This is a genomic window from Mesorhizobium sp. M7A.F.Ca.US.014.04.1.1, assembly GCF_003998745.1.
In the GTDB taxonomy this organism is placed as follows: domain Bacteria; phylum Pseudomonadota; class Alphaproteobacteria; order Rhizobiales; family Rhizobiaceae; genus Mesorhizobium; species Mesorhizobium ciceri.
In genome coordinates this window covers 1-17,858 of record NZ_RZRW01000050.1, presented here as the reverse complement: position 1 = coordinate 17,858, position 17,858 = coordinate 1, and the positions used below count along the sequence as shown (strand labels likewise).

Annotated in this window: 9 protein-coding genes, 3 tRNA genes, 3 rRNA genes and 2 pseudogenes; all 17 read left to right on the top strand. The window is 60.3% G+C overall.

Features of this window, described 5'->3' with window-relative positions:
• Positions 1–348, top strand: a 348-nt coding sequence (locus EOA22_RS38055; protein WP_206521268.1) for a hypothetical protein, incomplete at its 5' end; no start/stop codon positions are given.
• Positions 349–675: 327 nt separating this feature from the next.
• Positions 676–941: pseudogene (locus EOA22_RS05705) on the top strand (type II toxin-antitoxin system ParD family antitoxin).
• Positions 942–944: 3 nt separating this feature from the next.
• Positions 945–1,255, top strand: a pseudogene (locus EOA22_RS05700) (type II toxin-antitoxin system RelE/ParE family toxin).
• Between the two features lie 588 nt (positions 1,256–1,843).
• A 16S ribosomal RNA gene (locus EOA22_RS05695) occupies positions 1,844–3,328 on the top strand.
• Between the two features lie 281 nt (positions 3,329–3,609).
• Positions 3,610–3,686: transfer RNA gene (locus EOA22_RS05690), tRNA-Ile, on the top strand.
• 49 nt (positions 3,687–3,735) lie between these two features.
• Positions 3,736–3,811: transfer RNA gene (locus EOA22_RS05685), tRNA-Ala, on the top strand.
• A 377-nt stretch (positions 3,812–4,188) separates the two neighbouring features.
• Positions 4,189–7,010: ribosomal RNA gene (locus EOA22_RS05680) — 23S ribosomal RNA — on the top strand.
• Between the two features lie 270 nt (positions 7,011–7,280).
• Positions 7,281–7,395 (top strand): 5S ribosomal RNA (gene rrf, locus EOA22_RS05675).
• The 16S, 23S and 5S rRNA genes sit together here with 3 tRNA genes alongside, the layout of an rRNA operon.
• A 154-nt stretch (positions 7,396–7,549) precedes the next feature.
• Positions 7,550–7,626, top strand: a tRNA-Met gene (locus tag EOA22_RS05670).
• 668 nt (positions 7,627–8,294) lie between these two features.
• On the top strand, positions 8,295–9,326 hold the full coding sequence (locus EOA22_RS05665; protein WP_063170341.1) for a substrate-binding domain-containing protein: 1,032 nt from the start codon (positions 8,295–8,297) through the stop codon (positions 9,324–9,326).
• A 93-nt stretch (positions 9,327–9,419) separates the two neighbouring features.
• Entirely contained in the window at positions 9,420–10,955 is a 1,536-nt protein-coding gene (locus EOA22_RS05660) for a sugar ABC transporter ATP-binding protein (RefSeq protein WP_063169062.1), read from the top strand.
• A gap of 76 nt (positions 10,956–11,031) precedes the next feature.
• Positions 11,032–11,955 (top strand): ABC transporter permease, encoded by a 924-nt coding sequence (locus EOA22_RS05655; RefSeq protein WP_224674565.1) that lies wholly within the window; start codon positions 11,032–11,034, stop codon positions 11,953–11,955.
• Positions 11,956–11,980: 25 nt separating this feature from the next.
• A complete protein-coding gene (locus tag EOA22_RS05650) occupies positions 11,981–12,961 on the top strand; it encodes a sugar-binding transcriptional regulator (RefSeq protein ID WP_024504451.1) in 981 nt (326 codons plus the stop codon).
• The gene (locus EOA22_RS05645) at positions 12,958–13,953 is read left to right on the top strand and encodes an aldo/keto reductase (RefSeq protein ID WP_063169061.1); all 996 of its coding nucleotides are present in this window, start codon (positions 12,958–12,960) and stop codon (positions 13,951–13,953) included. The genes EOA22_RS05650 and EOA22_RS05645 overlap by 4 nt, the downstream gene beginning before the upstream one ends.
• 20 nt (positions 13,954–13,973) lie before the next feature.
• Entirely contained in the window at positions 13,974–15,671 is a 1,698-nt protein-coding gene (locus EOA22_RS05640) for a glycerol-3-phosphate dehydrogenase/oxidase (RefSeq protein WP_063169060.1), read from the top strand.
• 14 nt (positions 15,672–15,685) lie between these two features.
• A complete protein-coding gene (locus EOA22_RS05635) occupies positions 15,686–16,504 on the top strand; it encodes an aldolase (protein ID WP_024504448.1) in 819 nt (272 codons plus the stop codon).
• A 22-nt stretch (positions 16,505–16,526) separates the two neighbouring features.
• Positions 16,527–17,858: FGGY-family carbohydrate kinase (locus EOA22_RS05630; protein ID WP_164755257.1), on the top strand; the 1,332-nt coding region annotated here is incomplete at its 3' end.

The following is a 17,858-nucleotide window of genomic DNA, read 5'->3' as shown; positions in this document are numbered from 1 at the left end:
GCCCAGGCTCAGGCCCCCGAAAGCGAAGCCGAAGCTGCGGGACAAAAGAACCAGATCCCGTCCCGCAAACCAAACTTCACTAAGCAACAGCCCGCCTGGCATCAGCCGGCGGGCTGTTCGCGTTCAAGGGACAATGGTGCCGGCAAGCGGCAGTCCTCGGCGCACAAAGAGGACTCAGCCGACAAGGTACGACAACAAACAAAGCCTCAACAAAACAGCCCGCAGCCCGCGGGCCGTTTGCGTTTGGGGGACTGGCAAGTGAAGCGCCAGGCCGCCGCCATGGCCGGATCAACCGAATCGGAGGCGGAAAAGACAAAGCCATCCGATCCTCGTGCCAGGCATCGGTGATGCCGGTGATGATTTGCAATCAAATACGAAATGAATTTGGTCGGGGTGGTGTTCTATTCAGCCGGCTTTTGTGGCCACCCTCGACCATGACAATGACTGATGGCCGCGAATATCGACCTGCATGTGAATCCTCGATCGCGCCGGCGGCCGGTGTGTCACGCCGCAATAGCCGCAAGTGCCGTTGGTCGAGCGGCCTGGGGGCGTTGAAGCGATGCCTCGATCATGCCGAATCAAAGCGAAGGGCGATTCTCTGCGGATGAGTCACGCGAGGTAAGGCGTGGCCGAATCGGCGCCAGATTCGGGATCGCTCCCCGCAGGAGGTTGCCAATGCCAAATTACGCTTTGAATGACCACTACGAGAGCTTCATCAGGAAGCAGCTCGAATCAGGCCGCTACAACAATGCCAGCGAGGTTGTCCGCGCGGGCCTGCGCATGCTCGAGGATTTCGAGGCGGAGCGGGAGAAATGGCTGCGCGAGGAGATACCAGGGCGCCTGGCTGAACTCCGGCAGGATCCGACGAAGGGCATCCCTGCCGACACGGTCTTCTCCGGCTGGAGGCGCGTCATCGCTCCAAGCAGGCGAAAGCCAAGTAGGGGATAGAGTATCGGATTGTCTTCCACTCCAAGGCCGAGTCGGAGCTGGAGCAACTCTACGATGACCTAGCCGGACGTGCGTCGCCGGCGATCGCCCGGAATTTCATTGCGGGTATCCGTGACCATTGTCTCGGCCGTCGACTTTTCCACAGCGGGGCACCGAGCGGGTCGAGATCATGCCGGGGCTGCGGATTGTTGGCTATCGCCGCGCCGTCAGCATTGCCTTCGCCGTCGAGGGTGGGCGGGTGCTGATCCTGGGTATCTTCTACGCTGGCCGGAACATCACGCCGGAATTGCTCGAGAACCGGCTCTAAACGGCGCTTCGGTGGAGAATTGCTCCGCAGCCATCAAGGCGCGACGGGTGCGATGGCACTCATCAGCGCCTCGATCTCGGGACGCATCACAGGGATGGTAGGCGCTAGAACGCCGCCCACAATTCAGCCAAGCCAACTCATGAATTTCGGCCCGGTGGATATCTCTACGAGAAATCGAAAAAACATTATCGATGTGTGTTGACAGTTGTCGTTGGTGGCGACTATATACGCCTCACGAACGAGGGCGGCTCGCCGCTGGCGACGAAGAAGTTTGCTTTTAAGCCTGCCCTTAGCGAAATTCAAGAGAGCCGCGTAAGCGACACTCGGACGGCCCCGGAGCCAAAAGCGAAGCGGGCCACGACATTGCGTGAAGTGATGTCTGTTCTTTGAAAATTGAATAATGAAGAAAGAGAAACGTGGGCGGCAGAGTCCTGCTGAACCTCTTATCCCGCCAGGGGTATGAGGTTCGAACGAGACTTTGGCGGACACGTTTTGAGAGAATAAAGTCTACCAAGACACGTGAGTGTCTAGGTGTGAATGTTCTCGTCAATTCAAAGCGTGACCAGATAAAAGCCAATCAAAGTTTCAAAACTTGAGAGTTTGATCCTGGCTCAGAACGAACGCTGGCGGCAGGCTTAACACATGCAAGTCGAGCGCCCCGCAAGGGGAGCGGCAGACGGGTGAGTAACGCGTGGGAATCTACCCATCTCTACGGAACAACTCCGGGAAACTGGAGCTAATACCGTATACGTCCTTCGGGAGAAAGATTTATCGGAGATGGATGAGCCCGCGTTGGATTAGCTAGTTGGTGGGGTAATGGCCTACCAAGGCGACGATCCATAGCTGGTCTGAGAGGATGATCAGCCACATTGGGACTGAGACACGGCCCAAACTCCTACGGGAGGCAGCAGTGGGGAATATTGGACAATGGGCGAAAGCCTGATCCAGCCATGCCGCGTGAGTGATGAAGGCCCTAGGGTTGTAAAGCTCTTTCAACGGTGAAGATAATGACGGTAACCGTAGAAGAAGCCCCGGCTAACTTCGTGCCAGCAGCCGCGGTAATACGAAGGGGGCTAGCGTTGTTCGGAATTACTGGGCGTAAAGCGCACGTAGGCGGATTGTTAAGTTAGGGGTGAAATCCCAGGGCTCAACCCTGGAACTGCCTTTAATACTGGCAATCTCGAGTCCGAGAGAGGTGAGTGGAATTCCGAGTGTAGAGGTGAAATTCGTAGATATTCGGAGGAACACCAGTGGCGAAGGCGGCTCACTGGCTCGGTACTGACGCTGAGGTGCGAAAGCGTGGGGAGCAAACAGGATTAGATACCCTGGTAGTCCACGCCGTAAACTATGAGAGCTAGCCGTCGGCAAGTTTACTTGTCGGTGGCGCAGCTAACGCATTAAGCTCTCCGCCTGGGGAGTACGGTCGCAAGATTAAAACTCAAAGGAATTGACGGGGGCCCGCACAAGCGGTGGAGCATGTGGTTTAATTCGAAGCAACGCGCAGAACCTTACCAGCCCTTGACATCCCGGTCGCGGTTTCCAGAGATGGATACCTTCAGTTCGGCTGGACCGGTGACAGGTGCTGCATGGCTGTCGTCAGCTCGTGTCGTGAGATGTTGGGTTAAGTCCCGCAACGAGCGCAACCCTCGCCCTTAGTTGCCAGCATTAAGTTGGGCACTCTAAGGGGACTGCCGGTGATAAGCCGAGAGGAAGGTGGGGATGACGTCAAGTCCTCATGGCCCTTACGGGCTGGGCTACACACGTGCTACAATGGTGGTGACAGTGGGCAGCGAGACCGCGAGGTCGAGCTAATCTCCAAAAACCATCTCAGTTCGGATTGCACTCTGCAACTCGAGTGCATGAAGTTGGAATCGCTAGTAATCGCGGATCAGCATGCCGCGGTGAATACGTTCCCGGGCCTTGTACACACCGCCCGTCACACCATGGGAGTTGGTTTTACCCGAAGGCGCTGTGCTAACCGCAAGGAGGCAGGCGACCACGGTAGGGTCAGCGACTGGGGTGAAGTCGTAACAAGGTAGCCGTAGGGGAACCTGCGGCTGGATCACCTCCTTTCTAAGGAAGAACCTTAATGGAAACGCTCATCTGATGGGCCTCTGCCTTTTGGTTCTCTTGGAACAAGACGGCAAAGAGTCACTTTGACCGTCGCGCATACCTTAAGCGGGTCTGCCGCCTTCGTTTCTCTTTCTTCAGCGAATGACTTTGATTTGCGCTCGCGCGCCGTGTCGCACCCTTCGGGTGCTGGCGCTCCGCGAGGGCGCGGCACGAGCCGCGACGGCCTGTCGGCCTTGCGAGGCTCTGCCTCGATGCCGGCTACCATCTGCGCTTGGGGCTTAGGGCTTGTAGCTCAGTTGGTTAGAGCGCGCGCTTGATAAGCGTGAGGTCGGAGGTTCAAGTCCTCCCAGGCCCACCATCTCTGATGGAAGCTGGGTGGCTTCCTATCTCCTCTACAAAAGGTATCAGGGGCCGTAGCTCAGCTGGGAGAGCGCCTGCTTTGCAAGCAGGATGTCGTCGGTTCGATCCCGTCCGGCTCCACCATTACCTTTGGTGTTGAGTAGAGATGAGGTGTCAGAAAAAAAGTCATTCGTAAAAAAGGTTTGTGGTGAGCGTCTGGCTTGCCGCTTGTTCTGTTTGACATTGTAAAGAGAAGATTTGTTCGAACTTCATGGCAGTAATGCCGTGATTTGTCGCGGGAGACGCTCAATCTCCCGCATATGATGGGCTTGCCTAACCGCACCCTCGAACCGATCTCGAGAAGCTGGTCTTTTTGTGCCAATGACATCGAAGTTTGATCCCGCACAGGATCTGCTTCAGGCGACAATTCCTTTGGAATTGCGTGGATGCCAACTCCGTAAGGGGAAGGCTGAAGCGACAATCCCTTCGGGATTGCGCGGGTGGGCATTGGCAATGAGAACGATCAAGTGTCTTAAGGGCAATTGGTGGATGCCTTGGCATGCACAGGCGATGAAGGACGTGATACGCTGCGATAAGCTACGGGGAGGTGCGAATACCCTTTGATCCGTAGATTTCCGAATGGGGAAACCCACCTAAGGTACTTGGAAAATCAGAGCAGCCAGAAGGTCGCAAGGCCGGATTGCTGCTGTGGTTTCCAAGTATCGATAATAGGTAACTTACCCTGAATACATAGGGGTAAAGTGGCGAACGCGGGGAACTGAAACATCTAAGTACCCGTAGGAAAGGACATCAACCGAGACTCCGGAAGTAGTGGCGAGCGAACCCGGACCAGGCCAGTGGCGATTGAGAGACAAGCGGAACCTTCTGGAAAGTAGGGCCATAGTGGGTGACAGCCCCGTACGCGTAATGCAATCAATCGTCCTCGAGTAAGGCGGGACACGTGAAATCCTGTCTGAAATTGGGGGGACCACCCTCCAAGCCTAAGTACTCGTGCATGACCGATAGCGAACTAGTACCGTGAGGGAAAGGTGAAAAGCACCCCGACAAGGGGAGTGAAAGAGTACCTGAAACCGATTGCCTACAAACAGTGGAAGCCCAAGGTTCGTCCTGGGTGACCACGTACCTTTTGTATAATGGGTCAGCGACTTAGTGTGACGAGCAAGCTTAAACCGCTAGGTGTAGGCGCAGCGAAAGCGAGTCTGAACAGGGCGTTCAGTTCGTCGCATTAGACCCGAAACCGAGTGATCTAGCCATGAGCAGGTTGAAGGTAAGGTAACACTTACTGGAGGACCGAACCCATAACTGTTGCAATAGTTCGGGATGACTTGTGGCTAGGGGTGAAAGGCCAATCAAACTCGGAAATAGCTGGTTCTCCGCGAAATCTATTTAGGTAGAGCGTCGACCGAATACCCCAGGGGGTAGAGCACTGGATGGGCTAGGGGTCCTCACCGGATTACCAAACCTAACCAAACTCCGAATACCTGGGAGTACTAGTCGGCAGACACACGGCGGGTGCTAACGTCCGTCGTGAAAAGGGAAACAACCCTGACCTACAGCTAAGGTCCCCAAGTTATGGCTAAGTGGGAAAGGATGTGAGGATCCCAAAACAACCAGGATGTTGGCTTAGAAGCAGCCATCATTTAAAGAAAGCGTAACAGCTCACTGGTCTAAATAAGGGTCTTTGCGCCGAAAATGTAACGGGGCTAAAGCCATACACCGAAGCTTAGGGTTTGGTCCGCAAGGGCCAAGCGGTAGCGGAGCGTTCTGTAAGCTGATGAAGCCATACCCGTGAGGGGTGGTGGAGGTATCAGAAGTGCGAATGCTGACATGAGTAACGTAAGGGGAGTGAGAGACTCCCCCGCCGAAAGACCAAGGGTTCCTGCTTAAAGCTAATCTGAGCAGGGTTAGCCGGCCCCTAAGACGAGGCGGAAACGCGTAGTCGATGGGAACCACGTTAATATTCGTGGGCTTGGAGGTAGTGACGGATCATTGAGGTAGTCCAATCTTATCGGATTGAACGGGCTGCTGCGTGGTTCCAGGAAATAGCTCCTCCTTATAAACCGTACCCGAAACCGACACTGGTGGTCTGGTAGAGTATACCAAGGCGCTTGAGAGAACTATGCTGAAGGAACTCGGCAAATTGCACGCGTAACTTCGGAAGAAGCGTGACCCTTTTCTACGCAAGTAGAGGAGGGTGGCACAGACCAGGGGGTAGCGACTGTTTATCAAAAACACAGGGCTCTGCGAAGTCGCAAGACGACGTATAGGGTCTGACGCCTGCCCGGTGCTGGAAGGTTAAGAGGAGGGGTGCAAGCTCTGAATCGAAGCCCCAGTAAACGGCGGCCGTAACTATAACGGTCCTAAGGTAGCGAAATTCCTTGTCGGGTAAGTTCCGACCTGCACGAATGGCGTAACGACTTCCCCGCTGTCTCCAGCATAGACTCAGTGAAATTGAATTCCCCGTGAAGATGCGGGGTTCCTGCGGTTAGACGGAAAGACCCCGTGCACCTTTACTATAGCTTTACATTGGCATTCGTAGTGGCATGTGTAGGATAGGTGGTAGGCTTTGAAGCCTGGGCGCCAGCTCAGGTGGAGCCACCCTTGAAATACCACCCTTATTACTATGGATGTCTAACCGCGGCCCGTTATCCGGGTCCGGGACAATGTATGGTGGGTAGTTTGACTGGGGCGGTCGCCTCCTAAAGAGTAACGGAGGCGCGCGATGGTGGGCTCAGAACGGTCGGAAATCGTTCGCTGAGTGCAATGGCATAAGCCTGCCTGACTGCGAGACTGACAAGTCGAGCAGAGACGAAAGTCGGTCATAGTGATCCGGTGGTCCCGCGTGGAAGGGCCATCGCTCAACGGATAAAAGGTACGCCGGGGATAACAGGCTGATGACCCCCAAGAGTCCATATCGACGGGGTTGTTTGGCACCTCGATGTCGACTCATCGCATCCTGGGGCTGGAGCAGGTCCCAAGGGTATGGCTGTTCGCCATTTAAAGCGGTACGTGAGTTGGGTTCAGAACGTCGTGAGACAGTTCGGTCCCTATCTGCCGTGGGTGTAGGAATATTGAAAGGATCTGTCCCTAGTACGAGAGGACCGGGATGGACGGATCTCTGGTGGACCTGTTGTGGCGCCAGCCGCATAGCAGGGTAGCTATATCCGGACGGGATAACCGCTGAAGGCATCTAAGCGGGAAACCCACCTTAAAACGAGTATTCCCTGAGAACCGTGGAAGACGACCACGTTGATAGGCCGGGTGTGGAAGAGCGGCAACGCTTGAAGCTTACCGGTACTAATAGTTCGATCGGCTTGATCGTTCTCATTCCTTATGCCCATCTGACAAAGTCAGATGGTCTGTTCTCACTCACGCTTGTTCCGCCCTGCGGGCGGCGCTACGTGGGTGCGGCGCATCAGCGCCGACGGTCGGTCGACCTTGCGAAGCTTCGCTTCGAAAGGCGCCAGACCAAGAACCGTAAAGGCACACAAAGACCAGCGAACAGCCCCGAGAGGCACCCGACAGCTCCGCTGCCGATGTCTCTTTGTGCGCCTTCGCTCAAAAGCTTCTCGAACAACGTGCGTTTTGCCGACCTGGTGGTTATGGCGGAGCGGCTGCACCCGATCCCATTCCGAACTCGGCCGTGAAACGCTCCAGCGCTGATGGTACTTCGTCTCAAGACGCGGGAGAGTAGGTCGCTGCCAGGTCTGCCAAACGCACGTTGATCTCACATCCAAATCGGATGGAGAAAAATCTTCTCTTTATGAAATGGCCCGCCAAGGGATCACGGGCCGCGTAAGCGGCCCTTTCATTTGGTCAGCCATATACCTATCTGTAGGCCTCGGCTTACACAAAAATTGACGCGGGGTGGAGCAGCCCGGTAGCTCGTCAGGCTCATAACCTGAAGGTCACAGGTTCAAATCCTGTCCCCGCAACCAAATTCAAAAAAGCCCGCCATCGTGCGGGCTTTTTGTTTTGTGCCGTGCTGTGCTGCCGGCCTGTCATCAGGCGCCCGCAACCAGCCAAGCCAAGCCGCCAGACAGAAAACGCAAATCCTCTCCCCAAAACCAACATCAAAAACAGCCCGCCAGCCACAAATGCCCGCGCGCCGTTTTGATATGCGGCTGGGGTGGCCATCGATCTGCCCAGGCTCAGGCCCCCGAAAGCGAAGCCGAAGCTGCAGCCGACTTTCTGGCCAAGCGGACATATGGAGAGCGTCACGCTGCGCCCGGAACAGATCTATCAAAGACAGGATCGGGGGCTTCAGGCGATAAAGACGCGGCCGGCGGGAGGGTACCATGCGAGCCCCCGTGCGGATATTCCACCACCCTCTCCGGTTTCGCGGCCAAAGGCCGGTAAGGCCTTGCCCAGCCCGTACGGCATCTTGGCGGCCGCGCCCAGCCTCGTCGACCGGAGCGTAGGAATCCCCTTGAAGTAGGCTATGAAATATATTTCACTATGTGAATTATATTGACAATGCGCGCCCGGGCTGTAATGTTCCGATCGTCGGCTTTCGGAGGAAGGTCGGCATCATCAAATCCATACGGCAGCGCTCACTGAGTGCCTGCAACGGTCATTGAGGATGGCTTCGGCCAAGGGAGGAAACTTGCGCAAATTTCTGAGCACGCTCGCAATCGCGGCGGCTGCATCGACCTGCTTCGGGTCGATGCAGGTACGCGCCGAAACCCCTAACCCGTTCAAATGCGAGCCGGGTGAAAAATACGTCATGAACGTGATGGTCTCGGGCGTCGAATACTGGTTCCCGGTCTATGAAATGTTCAAGCAGGCCGGCCGGCAGTTCGGCTGCGAGACCGCCTATACGGGTACGCCGGAATACGACGTCAACAAGCAGATCGCCACCTTCGACCAGGCACTGGCGCAGAAGCCGGCCGGCATACTGGTACACCCGATGAACTCCGATCCGTTCATCGAGCCGATCAACCGCGCCATCGAGCAGGGCACCGCGGTGGTGACCTTCGCCGCCGACTCGCCGAATTCCAAGCGCGTCTCCTACATCACCTCCGACAACAATGCCGAAGGCACCTATGCCGCCGACGCCGTTGCCAAGGCGATGGATGGCAATGGCGAATATGCGGTGCTGGAGAATCCCGGCCAGGACAACCACGACAAGCGCGTCAACGCCTTCGTTGCCCGCATGGAAGCCAAATGGCCCGACATGAAGCTCGTCGGCCGCGCCGCTTCGAACCAGGATCCGACCAAGGCCTATCAGGCGGTTTTGAGCCTGGCCCAGGCGCATCCGGACCTCGGCGCCGTGTTCATGCCGGAGGCCAACTCGGCCATCGGTGCTGCCCAGGCCGCCAAGGAAGGCGGCGGCAAGATCCGCGTCATGCTCGCCGACGTCAACGCCAAGATCCTCGACATGATCAAGGCCGGCGAGATCTTCGGCTCGGTCAATCCCAACCAGGGCATGCAGGGCTATATGGGCTTCATGCTGTTGTGGATGGCCAAGCATCCCGGCCTGATCGATCCGATGAACGACGCCAAGCGTTCGGGTTTCAACCCGATGAGCGTGCCCTTCGTCGACAATGGCTTCTCCATCGTCTCCAAGGACAATGCGGACGACTTCTACTGGGACAAGTACCTCAAGCGTCGCGGCACCAAGGGCATCGAGGAATAGTCTCGATCGCCGCCCCGGCCTCCACAAGGCCGGACCAACCGGGAAGGAGGCTTCGGCCTCCTTCCTCCCCCGCAAGCATCGCAGGAGCATGGCGTGACCCAGTCGCCCATTCTTGAAATCCGCGGTCTGTCCAAGGCGTTCGGCCCGGTCAAGGCACTGAACGACGTGCGGTTCGAGCTGCGGCGCGGCGAAATCCATGCGCTGTGCGGCGAGAACGGCGCCGGCAAGTCGACGCTGATGAACATGATCGCCGGTGTATTGCAGCCCGACGAGGGCGACATCCTGATCGATGGCGAGCGTGTTTCGATCCACTCGCCCGCGGCCGCCCAACGTCTCGGCATCGCGCTTGTCCACCAGGAGATCGCGCTGTGCCAGGACGCCACGGTTGCCGAAAACATCTACATGGCCGCGATCAACAGCCGGCGCGCACCGCTGATGAATTTCCAGAAGCTCTACGCTGACGCCCAGAAGGTCATGGACCTGCTCGCGCCCATTCCGGTGCACACCAGGGTCGCCGACCTCTCCATTTCCAACCAGCAGCTCGTCGAGATCGCCAAGGCGCTGACGCTCGACTGCAAGGTGCTGATGCTCGACGAGCCGACCGCCGCACTCACCGAAAGCGAAGCGCAACGCCTGTTCTCGATCGTGCGCGGGCTTAGGGAACGTGGCATTTCGGTGGTCTATATCAGCCACCGCATGGCCGAGATCTTCTCGCTCTGCGACCGCGTCACCGTCTTCCGCGACGGCCGCTACGTGGCGACCGATGCGATAGCCGCCGTTTCACCCGACGATGTCGTGCGCAAAATGGTGGGCCGCGAAATCACCCAGCTCTATCCCGACAAGCTGGCGCCGCAAGAGCCTGGGCGCCTTCTCCTGTCGGTCGAGGGGCTTTCCGATGGGCGCCGCTTCGCCGACGTCGATCTGCAGCTTCGCGCTGGCGAAATTCTGGGCATAGGCGGCCTGATCGGCGCCGGCCGCAGCGAGATCGCACAGACGGTCTGCGGCCTCAGGCCAATGACCTCTGGAACCGTCGCGCTCGACGGAAAGCAGCTGCGGCTGCGCAGTTATGGCGATGCGGTCAAGGCGGGGCTGGTCTATCTCTCTGAGGATCGCAAAGGCTCCGGCGTGTTCCTCGATCTGCCGATCGCGGCGAACATATCGGCGCTCGACCTCGGCCGGCTCACCGGGCGCCTCGGCCTGCTCGACCGCAAGGCCGAGGATCGTCAGGCGCGGGAGCTGACCGGCAGGCTCGGCGTGCGCATGGCCGGCATCGAGGCCACTGTGTCGACGCTGAGCGGTGGCAACCAGCAGAAGGTTGCCATCGCCAAGCAGCTGTCCGTCAGTCCCAAGGTCATCATCATGGACGAGCCGACGCGCGGGATCGATGTCGGCGCCAAGGTCGAGATTCACCGGCTGCTGCGCCAGCTAGCCGGCAGCGGTGTCGGCGTCATCATCATCTCGTCCGAACTGCCGGAGCTGATTGGCTTGTGCGACCGCGTTCTTGTGGTGCGCGAAGGCAGGATCGCCGGCGAACTCGCCGCCAGCGAGCTCGGTGAAGAAGCCATCATCATGCTCGCCTCGGGCGTCCAGGACAGTTCAATTCAAAGGCAGGCCCAGAATGTCGCCTAGGGAATCAGGAGAAGCGCTCGTGCACGCCGAGATCAAGTCCGCCGGGCGGCGCATCAACTTCGCTCACCTCGCCTCGATGCGCGAGGCCGGGCTGATCGTCATCATCCTGGCGCTGTGCATCGCCATGAGCTTCGCCTCGCCGCACTTCCTGACATGGGGCAATTTCCGCGCCATGCTGATGAGCTTCTCCATCGAAGGCATCGTCGTCGTCGGCATGACCGTCCTGCTCATCGTTGGCGGCATCGACCTTTCCGTCGGCTCCGTCGTGTGTTTCTCGATGGTGGTCTCGGGTGCGCTGTTCCTCGCCGGGCTCGATCCCTGGACGGCAAGCCTGATCGGCATCGGCGTCAGCGCGCTGATCGGCGCGGCCATGGGCTTCTTCGTGACCGTGATAGGGCTCAATCATTTCATCACGTCGCTGGCCGCCATGGTCATCGTGCGCGGCATGTGCCTGGTGGTCACCAAGGGCACGCCGCTGTCGCTGTTCACCTTGCCGCCGGCCTTCAAGGCCATCGGCCAGGGCAGTTTCAACAACATCCCCTATGTCATCCTGATCTTCATCGTCGTGGTGGCGATCTTCGACTTCCTGCTGCGTCGCGCCACGGCCTTCCGCAAGGTTTTCTACACCGGCTCCAACGAGAAGGCCGCGCAGTTCTCCGGCATCAGGACCAATCAGGTGAAGTTCTGGGTCACGGTGCTGTGCTCGACCCTCGCCGGAGTGGCCGGCGTCATCTACATGGCGCGCTTCGGCGCGGCGACGCCGACCTTCGGCGCCGGCATGGAGCTCAACATCATCGCCGCGGCCGTCATCGGCGGCGCCTCGCTGAATGGCGGCTCGGGCACCATCTTCGGGGCGATCCTCGGCATGGCTCTGCTGTCGGTGGTGACGAGCTCGCTTATCCTGCTCGATGTCTCGGTCTATTGGCAGGACATGATCAAGGGATGCATCCTGCTGGCAGCGGTGTCGATCGATCACTTCCTGCACCGCAAGAAGTCCTGAACCTCAAAGGCGGCGAAACAAGACCATGGCCCCTCCCAACACCCGCGACGACATCGCCGCTGTTCGTCAGATGCACCAGGCGCTTGTCCTGCATTATGTCGAAGGCAAGACCCAGGCCGAGATCGCCGGGGAACTCGGCATCTCGCACGCGACCGTCAACCGGCTGATCAAGCGCGGTCACCAGCTCGGTCTCGTCGAGATCAAGATCAAGTCGCCGATCGATCATCTGGTCGACCTGGAAGCGCGGCTGGTGGCGCTGGGCGGCATCGAGCGGGCGATGGTGGTGCCGTCGGTCTCCGAAAATCCGCACACCGCCCTGCAGCGGGTCGGCGAGGCGGCGGCTGGGCTGCTGCTCGACACCATCAAGGACGGCGACACCATTTCGATCACCGGCGGCAAGGGCGTCAGCGCGCTGGTCGCCGGTCTCAAGCCGGGGCGCCGCTACGACGTCGAAATCATTCCCGCCACCGGGCTGGTGCAGGGCAAGCACTACACCGATGTCAACCACGTCGCCTCGCTGATGGCCGACAAGCTCGGCGGCCGCGCCTACCAGATCCATGCGCCGTTGTTTGCGGACACCGCGCAGCAGCGCGAGATGCTGATGGGCATCAGCTCCGTCGCCGACGTGTTTCGCAAGGCGCGCGAGGCCGATGTCGCGGTGGTGGGTGTCGGCTCCATCCTGACCGACGATTCCAGCTACTACGATTTGCATCCGTCCTCGAATGCCGATCGCCAGGCGATCGAGAAGTCCGGGGCAACAGGCGAGCTGCTCGCCCATCTCATCGATCGCCGGGGCAAGCTTTGCAACTACTCGCTCAACCGTTCGCTGGTCTCGTTGACGCTTGACGAGTTCGCGACCATCCCGCGCTCGATCGGCATTGCAAGTGGCGCCAGCAAGGTCGCGCCGATCCTCGCCGCAATGCGCGGAAATCATCTCGACACCATCGTCACGGACGAGGCCACGGGGCTCCAGATCCTCGAGCTGGCCGAACAGGAGGCAGCATGAATTCTCGACAGATCCAGCGGCAGATCGGCAAGTCCGGCATATCGGCGTCGGCCGTGGGCCTGGGCACCTGGGCGATTGGCGGATGGATGTGGGGCGGCACCGACGAAAAGGAGTCGGTGCGGGCGATCGAAGCCTCGATCGATGCCGGCCTCAGCCTGATCGACACAGCGCCGGCCTACGGTCTTGGCCGCAGCGAGGCGATCGTCGGCACCGCCATCAAGGGCAAGCGCGACAAGGTGGTGATCGCGACCAAATGCGGGCTGAACTGGCATTCGGGCAAGGGCGGGCATTTCTTCGACCAGGACGACAAGCCAGTGCATCGCTATCTCGGCGCCGACGGCATCGCCTATGAGGTCGAGCAGAGCCTGCGGCGTCTCGGCACCGATCATATCGACCTCTACATCACCCATTGGCAGGACCCGACGACGCCGATCGCCGAGACGATGGCGGTATTGGAAAAGCTCAAGGCAGCCGGCAAGATCCGCGCCATCGGCGTCAGCAATATCAGCGCCGAGGATCTCGGCCATTATATCGATGCCGGCCAGCTCGATGCGATCCAGGAGCGCTATTCGATGATCGACCGCGACATCGAGAGCAGCCTGCTGCCGATCACTCGCCGCCATGACATCGCCACGCTCAGCTATTCGTCGCTGGCGCTGGGGCTGCTCACCGGCACGGTCGACCCCGGCCGCACATTCGGCGGCGACGACCAGCGCAAGGACAACCCGCGCTTTTCCACGGCCAACCGGCAGAAGGTGGCAAAGCTGAAAGAGGCCATCGCCCCTATCGCCGAGAGCCACCAGGCGTCGACCGCGCAGATCGTCATCGCCTGGACGCTCGCCCAGCCGGGCATCACCTTCGCCCTGTGCGGCGCGCGCAATCCCGAACAGGCGCTCGACAATGCACGGGCCGGGGAGATCACGCTTGCGGCAGGCGAGCTTGCGGCAATCGACGCCGCGGCAGCCGCGCATCTCACTGCGATGGATGCCTGAGAAAAAAGGCAACAGCCCCGATGAACCGTAGCCATACGTTAGCCGGTCTGCGCGACCGGCCTGATATCGCCGTGCTCGTCATCGGTGGCGGCATCAACGGCATCAGCGTCTTTCGCGAACTGGCGCTGCAAGGCGTCGATGTCGTGCTGGCGGAAAAGGGCGATTATTGCAGCGGCGCCAGTGCCGCCCTTTCACGCATGGTGCATGGCGGCCTGCGTTATCTCGAAAACGGCGAATTCAAACTGGTGCGCGAATCGCTGCTCGAACGTGACCGGCTGCTGAGGAATGCCCCGCACTATGTGGCCCCGTTGCCGACGACGGTGCCGATCTTCGACATTTTCTCCGGCCTTGCCAACGGTGCGGTGCGTTTCCTGGGTCTGACGCGGCGGCCGAGCCGGCGTGGTGCGCTGGTCATCAAGACCGGCCTTGCCATGTACGACCTGTTCACCGCCGCACGGCGTTTGATGCCGACGCACAGGTTCAGGGGCCGCGCCGAAACCTTGAAAAAATGGCCGGCGATCAATCCGGCGATCCGCAATTCGGCGACCTACTACGACGCCTGGGTGAGCCGGCCCGAACGCCTCGGCCTGGAGATGCTGCTGGACGCCACGGCGAGCGCGGCGAACGCCCGCGCCTTGAACTACGCTCAGGTATCGTCGACAGGTGATAGCCTCGCCATTACCGACACGCTGACGGGCGAACAACTGCCGGTACGGGCGCAATTGGTCATCAACGCTACTGGCGGCTGGATCGACCTGACCAACAAGGCCATCGGGGCGGCGGCGCAGACGATGATGGGCGGCACCAAGGGCTCGCATCTCATCGTCGACAATGCAGAACTGTTCGACGCGCTCGGCGGCCATATGGTCTATTACGAGAACGAGGACGGGCGCATCTGCATCCTGTTTCCCTATCTCGGCAAGGTGCTGATCGGCTCGACCGACATCCGGGTCGACGATCCGGACAAGGTGCGTTGCGAGGAGGACGAGCAGCGCTACATCCTGCAGTCGCTCGCCTTTGTATTCCCCTCGATCAAAGTAGCTGAAAACCAGATCGTGTTCCGCTTCGCCGGCGTGCGACCCTTGCCCGCCAGCGAGGACAGTTTTACCAGCCGCATACCGCGCGATCATTTTTGCGAGTTCGTAGAAGCGAGCGGGCACCTGCCGGCGACACTGTGCATGGTCGGAGGCAAGTGGACCACCTTCCGTTCGTTTGGAGCGCTGGCCGCCGACATGGCACTGAAGCGGCTCGGCCTCGCGCGCAGCCAGGGCACGCAGGACATGGCCATCGGTGGCGGCCGTGATTTTCCGGCCGACCCGGACGCCTGGTGCGCGTCATTCGCCGCCGAGCATGGCCTGACGGTCGAGCGCGCGCAAACGCTTCTGCAGCGCTATGGCACGTCGGCCAGGGATTTCGTTTCGCACCCGGCGGGCGAACAGATGCTGCCGCAGTCGGACTATTCGGCAAGCGAGATGGGGCGCATCATCGAGCGCGAGCAGGTCGAGTGCCTTGCCGACCTGTTCTTGCGCCGCACCACCATCGCCATTTCAGGCGGTCTCAGCTTCGACCTCGTCAACGCCGTTCTCGACATGCTGGCGGCGCACAAGGACTGGAGCGCCAGCGAGGCTGCCACCGAGCGCTCGACCTTCCTCGCCTTGCTGGCCGACCGGCACGGCATCGACCTCCAGACACATCAAAGGAGCGCCCTATGCGCGTAAACAAGAAAGTCCGTATGAACCGGCTGTTCGGCGGCGGCCGCTGCCTCGACGTCGCCATCGATCATGGCGTCTGCAACGAGCCGAGTTTCCTTGCCGGGCTGGAAGACATGGCCAGCGTGGTCAACCAGCTGGTCAAGGCCGGCCCCGACGCCATCCAGATGAACTACGGCCAGGCCGACCTGCTGCAGGCCGTGCCTGGCAAGGACAAGCCGGCGCTGGTGATGCGCATCGACATGGGCAATCCCTATAACAGGATACGCCACCGGGCGATGTGGGCGGTGCTGCAGAACGAAGCCGAGCCCTTGCTTGGCGCCATCGAGATGGATGCGGCTTGCGTCGTGGTCAATCTGTTCATGCTACCCGACGAGCCGGACCTGTTCCGGCAATGCGTGCAGAACATCGCCCGCGTGCGCGCCGATTGCGAGAAATACGGCCTGCCGCTGATGATCGAGCCGCTGGCCATGCTGCCGGTCACCGAGCATGGCGGCTACATGGTCGACGGCGACGCCGATAAGATCGTCACCTTGACCCGGCTTGCCCGCGAGATGGGTGCCGATATCGTCAAGGCCGACCCGACCACCGATCCCAACGACTTCCACCGCGTTGTCGAGGCGGCGCGCTGCCCGGTGCTGGTGCGCGGCGGCGGCAAGGAGGATCTGCGTGCCGTGTTCGACAAGTCGGCCGCCTTGATGGCACAGGGTGCGCTTGGCATGGTCTATGGCCGCAACATCTACCAGCATGCCAACCCGAGCGCTGTCGTGCGCGGGCTGATGGCAATCATTCACGACGATGCCGATGGCGGCGCAGCCTGGGATCTGTACAACCAGGCATAGGCTGCGGCCTCGGGAGGCGCCAATGGCAAGCTATATCCTCGGTCTCGATGCCGGCAACACCGTCATCAAGGCCATCCTCTTCGACCTGTCGGGCCGCGAACTGGCATTCGCCGCCCGTGACGGCCGCTCGTCCATGCCAAAGCCCGGACATGTCGAACGCGACCTCGACGAACTCTGGCGCAATGCGGTCTCGGTCATTGGTCAATGCATCGCTGAAGCCGGTATCGACGCCGGCGAGATCGTCGCCATCGGCTGCGCCGGCCATGGCAACGGGCTCTACGCGCTCGATCGTGCGGGCGCGCCATTGATCGGCATCCAGTCGCTCGACACACGCGCCGTCGACATCGTTGCCGAATGGGCAGAACAGAATGTCGGCGACCGCACCTACGCACATTGCCTGCAGCGGCCGTGGGCGGCGCAGACGCCGACCCTGCTTGCCTGGCTCAAGCGCTTTTCGCCGGCTTTGTTTGCCAGCATCGGAACTGTGTTCTTGTGCAAGGATTTCGTCGTCAACCGCCTGACAGGTGCGCGCAGCAGCGATACTTCAGATATGTCGGGCTGCGGCCTGCTGCAGATGCAGGACCGCCGCTACGAGCCGGACCTGCTTGCCGCCTATGGGCTCGGCGATTGCATGGACCTACTGCCGCCAGTGCTGGAATCGGCCGACATTGCCGGCCATGTCAGCGCGGAGGTGGCGGCCCTGACGGGACTGCGCGCCGGCACGCCGGTCGTTGCCGGGCTGTTCGATGTCGTCGCCAGCGCGGTCGGTTCGGGCGTGACCAGAACCGGTGCCGCCTCGGTCATCGCCGGAACCTGGAGCATCAACCAGGTCATCACCGACAAGCCGATCCGCGACCCTTCGATCTTCATGCTGTCGACTTTCGATCGCCAGCGCTATCTGGCGATCGAATCCAGTGCCACCTCGGCCGCCAATCTCGAATGGATCGTTCGCGAATTCCTCGAACATGGCGGCGAAGCCGGCAAGTCGCCATTCGAATTGTGCAGCGAACTGGTGGCGTCCGTCGATCCCAACAGCGACATCCCGATCTATCATCCCTTCCTTTATGGCTCGCAGCAGAATGGCCATGCGCGCGCCGGCTTCTACGGCATCGCCGGCTGGCACAGCCGAGCCCATCTGCTGCGTGCGCTGTTCGAGGGGGTCGCCTTCGAGCACAAGCGCCATGTCGAGACCTTGCACAAAGCGGGCGCCGATTTCGACCAGGTGGTGTTGTCCGGCGGCGGCTCGCGCAGCAGCGTCTGGCCGCAGATTTTCGCCGATGTGCTCGGCGTGCCCGTCACCGTGGCGCGCAGCCGCGAAACCGGCGCGCTGGGAGCGGCGATCGCGGCGGGCGCC

Coding starts and splice junctions, on each gene's coding strand:
- EOA22_RS05645 (WP_063169061.1), top strand. CDS start 12,958: ATGAATTCTCGACAGATCCAGCGGCAGATCGGCAAGTCCGGCATATCG.
- EOA22_RS05635 (WP_024504448.1), top strand. CDS start 15,686: ATGAACCGGCTGTTCGGCGGCGGCCGCTGCCTCGACGTCGCCATCGAT.
- EOA22_RS05655 (WP_224674565.1), top strand. CDS start 11,032: ATGCGCGAGGCCGGGCTGATCGTCATCATCCTGGCGCTGTGCATCGCC.
- EOA22_RS05650 (WP_024504451.1), top strand. CDS start 11,981: ATGGCCCCTCCCAACACCCGCGACGACATCGCCGCTGTTCGTCAGATG.
- EOA22_RS05640 (WP_063169060.1), top strand. CDS start 13,974: ATGAACCGTAGCCATACGTTAGCCGGTCTGCGCGACCGGCCTGATATC.